The sequence below is a fragment of the Pusillimonas sp. genome, from assembly GCF_035515275.1.
GTDB lineage: Bacteria > Pseudomonadota > Gammaproteobacteria > Burkholderiales > Burkholderiaceae_B > Pusillimonas.
Genome location: NZ_DATJBQ010000084.1, coordinates 1 through 3,324 on the forward strand (window position 1 = coordinate 1; position 3,324 = coordinate 3,324).

2 protein-coding genes are annotated in these 3,324 nt (G+C 62.0%); both read right to left on the reverse strand.

Annotated elements, in window-relative coordinates; all coding sequences use genetic code 11:
• A partial coding sequence (locus VL003_RS06225; protein ID WP_325440667.1) for a UvrD-helicase domain-containing protein occupies window positions 1-1,132 on the reverse strand: 1,132 nt, incomplete at its 3' end.
• Window positions 1,122-3,324 (reverse strand): PD-(D/E)XK nuclease family protein (locus VL003_RS06230; RefSeq protein ID WP_325440669.1); only part of this gene is annotated, 2,203 nt, incomplete at its 5' end. The genes VL003_RS06230 and VL003_RS06225, both read right to left, overlap by 11 nt.

Below are 3,324 nucleotides of genomic sequence, written 5' to 3' on the forward strand. Positions count from 1 at the left end.
GCGAAATTTCGACGAAATCGACTTCTTTTTGTTGGGCAAAGCGTACTTTCAGTTGCGCCGTTGCCAGCCACAACACTTGAATCAGGTCGTTGAGCACGGCGAGCTGTTCGGGCTGATACCCGCCCACCGGCGCAGAGCGGACACGCGCCAGGCAACTGACCCAGGATTCGTCGGGGTCGCATGCGGTAAGCCACTGCATAAAACTGTCTTTGTGCGCAGAGCCTGCGTCAAAACCCATGCGCTTGTCGATGGTTCGTCGCAAGGTATTGGCTTGTGTCAAGAGCACGCCAGCCAGCGCCTGCCAACGGGCCAATTCCGAAAAACCGGGCTCAAGCGTGCGGCCGTCCCAGTCAAGCAAGGCATCGAACACACAAGGTTTTTGGGCCGCCTGCAAACTGGCAACCGCCGCCGATATGGGTTGCGCCAATGCCTGCGCCCAGCCCGGCGGCATGCCCTGGGCCAGCACACGCAAGTCGGCCTCGAGAGCCTGCGTCAGGTTATGCAGCAAAGTACCCGCATCACTGCCCTCGCCAAGCAAGGGCAGCCACTGGTCGCGGCCGGCCAGCATGGCTGCAATGAGCTCCTGAGCTGCGCGCATGTCGACGTCCAGATGAGCGATGAGCCGAGCCACCGCCTCGTCGTCATCGGCCATGGCCAGGGTGGCCTTGGCGGCTTCCAGGTAGTGGTCGGTCGCGTGTTCGGTAATGCCAGGCAGGCCGCCCAGCGTACTTAGCCAGGGGGTGGCGCGCACCAGCCACGAACAAAACGAGTCGATGGTGCGGATACTGAGCCTGGCCGGGTACTCGAGCAGGTTCCAGCCCTGTTCGAGGTTACGGGCCATGGCTTGCCGCGCAAGCAGCCAGCTAAGCCGTTTATGCGGCTCTTGAGGTTCGGGCCCGGTTCCAGCGCGCAATTTCGACAACACCCGCGCATGCATCTCGGATGCCGCCTTACGCGTAAAGGTAATGGCCAGAATCTCTTCGGGCCGATCGACCGTTGCAAGCAAGGCCAGAATTCGGTCTGTCAGCAGTTCAGTCTTGCCAGATCCTGCAGGAGCCTGAATCAAAAACGATTGTGTGGGGTCTAGCGCGGCCTGCCGGACCGACGCGTCGGAAGGCGGCCTAATCGACATGGCCGTCCTCTTGGTTCAAGCGTAAAAACGGCAACACGTCGCAATAAGCCAGGTCAGTTGACCGCAAGCTTGTATTAACAGCCACCCCTTCGGCGTATTCGTCGGCCAGCCGCCGTATGGTTTCCCGCCACTGCGACATCAGGCCTTCCCAATCGAGATGCTGAAAATCAGGCCAGTCGGACAATACGGCGGGGCCCGTGACGCCGCAGTCTCCGTCTGACAAGCCTTTTAGCTCGATGCCCCGCGCGTGCAACCGGGCGAGCAAAAGCGCGCCGACCTGATCGCTGCCGTCGGCCAGCACTGCCGCATAAAAGGGCAGTTGCAAGCCCACCGGTCGTTCGCGCATCCAGTCGGGCTTGGGGTCGATGGGGCCGGCGCCTGTCTTGTAGTCAATGACTGCCAACGCCCCATCAGCCAAAACATCCACCCGATCGAGACGCAGGCTAAGCTGCAGCGGGCCGTGCGACCACGGGTAGGTTTCTTCGATGGCCTTTACGGAAAACCGGCCTCGAGTCAGTTCAAGCGCGAACCAATCTTGCAAAATTGCTTCGCTGCGCTGAATCTCGAGTTCGCGCACCGTATTGCCGTAGTCGGCAAGGCATTCGTCGGCCGCACGCTGCAGCGCGTCGTCGATCATGTCCGAAAGGCCGCCGTCCGTGCGCCACTGATGCAGGCTTTCGCTGTCGGGCACCTGTTTGTATATAAGCTCCATGCACTTGTGCAGGAATACCCCCCTGGCGTTCTGGTCGGCCAGCTCGGCGTAATCGGGCAATTGGCTGGCACCCAGGCGATACTTGGCAAAGGCCCACAAGGGGTTTCTTGCCTGAGTATCGATCACGGCGATACCCCCCTTGGTAACCGCGCCCTGCGGCAAGGGCGGCCCTTGGTCGTCAATTACGCGCTCCATTGCCACAGGTTCAATCGCCCGCAAGTCGGGCATCGGCGCTTCGGCATTGAACGCGGCAATGAACGGACTGGGTCGAAGCTCGCGCTCGCCTTCCTGGAGGGCATGGCTTAGCCACACCTTTGGAGCCGTGCGCAACAACGCCTCGAACATGCTTTTTGCCCAATGCAGTTCGCGCTCAGGCGTGGCTCGGGGCGCATCGGCACGACGCAAGGCCGACAACGGCAACAGCGGGTTGGGACGAGCTGCAGCAGGCAATACCTCGTCGGTCAAGCCAAGCACCCATACGGCATCCCATCGCCCGCCTTCGGTTTCCAGAAAACCTTGCACGTCGAGCCTGGCCGTGGGGTCTCGTTGGGGTTGGAATGGCGTTTGCGCGGCCAATGACGACAACTCGGACACGGCCTCGCCAAAACCCAGGGGGCCCAGAACAAGAGACTGGCGCGAGAGGCTCTCGAGCATGCGTTGAAATGCGTCGACCGTTTGATAGACGTGGGTGTCGAGCGCCGCCTGCCCGGGAAACCCCAACAGCTGCAGCCATCGCTTGAACCGCGCCACCCAGACATCGATGGTCGTTCTGGAAGCGTTGGCCATGGCCTGCTCAATGCATTCGACCCATGCCTTCGCCAACGCAGGCGCCAAAGGCGCCAGGCGTCGCGAAAACTCGCCCAGCGGCAGGTTGACCACGGCGTCGGCGCGCAACCTGGCATCGATGCGGGCACGTCCGCCTGCCTCGTCTGTATCGGCCACGCAAGCGCCCGCCAGCAACGCCGCACCCGCGTCGGCCGGGGTGCACTGCCTGTGACGCAACATCTGGGCCATTAAATTCAGCCAGGCAAGCGCCGCCCGAACCAGCGGCCATTTGGACAAAGGCCGCGCAACCGCAATGTTGTAGCTGAACTCTGGGCGCCCCTGTGCGTCGCCAAGCGCTTCGCGCAGCACTCGATGTGCCAGGGCAACGTCGCTCTCGAGTTGAGCAGCAACAATGGCAAACCGCCCTTCGGGTTGAAGGCTTAAATTTTTTTTGGCCCACCGAGCCGCCAACCGCCACTCTGCATCGGGATCGGGCGCCTGGACACGAGAAATGGAATTGGCTTGGGGGGCGTTCAATTGCAGCTCGCAAAGCGCCACTCCTTGAACCCGGAAAGCCTCGATCAGCGCCGCCATGCGCGGCGAGAGCTCTGAAAACCCGGCCAGCACCAGACGCTGAAACTGATACTTGAGCCTCCCGGCCTGAACAGCGGAACAGACGCGCTCGAAACCAAGCACGCCGTCCTCGGCGTCAAGG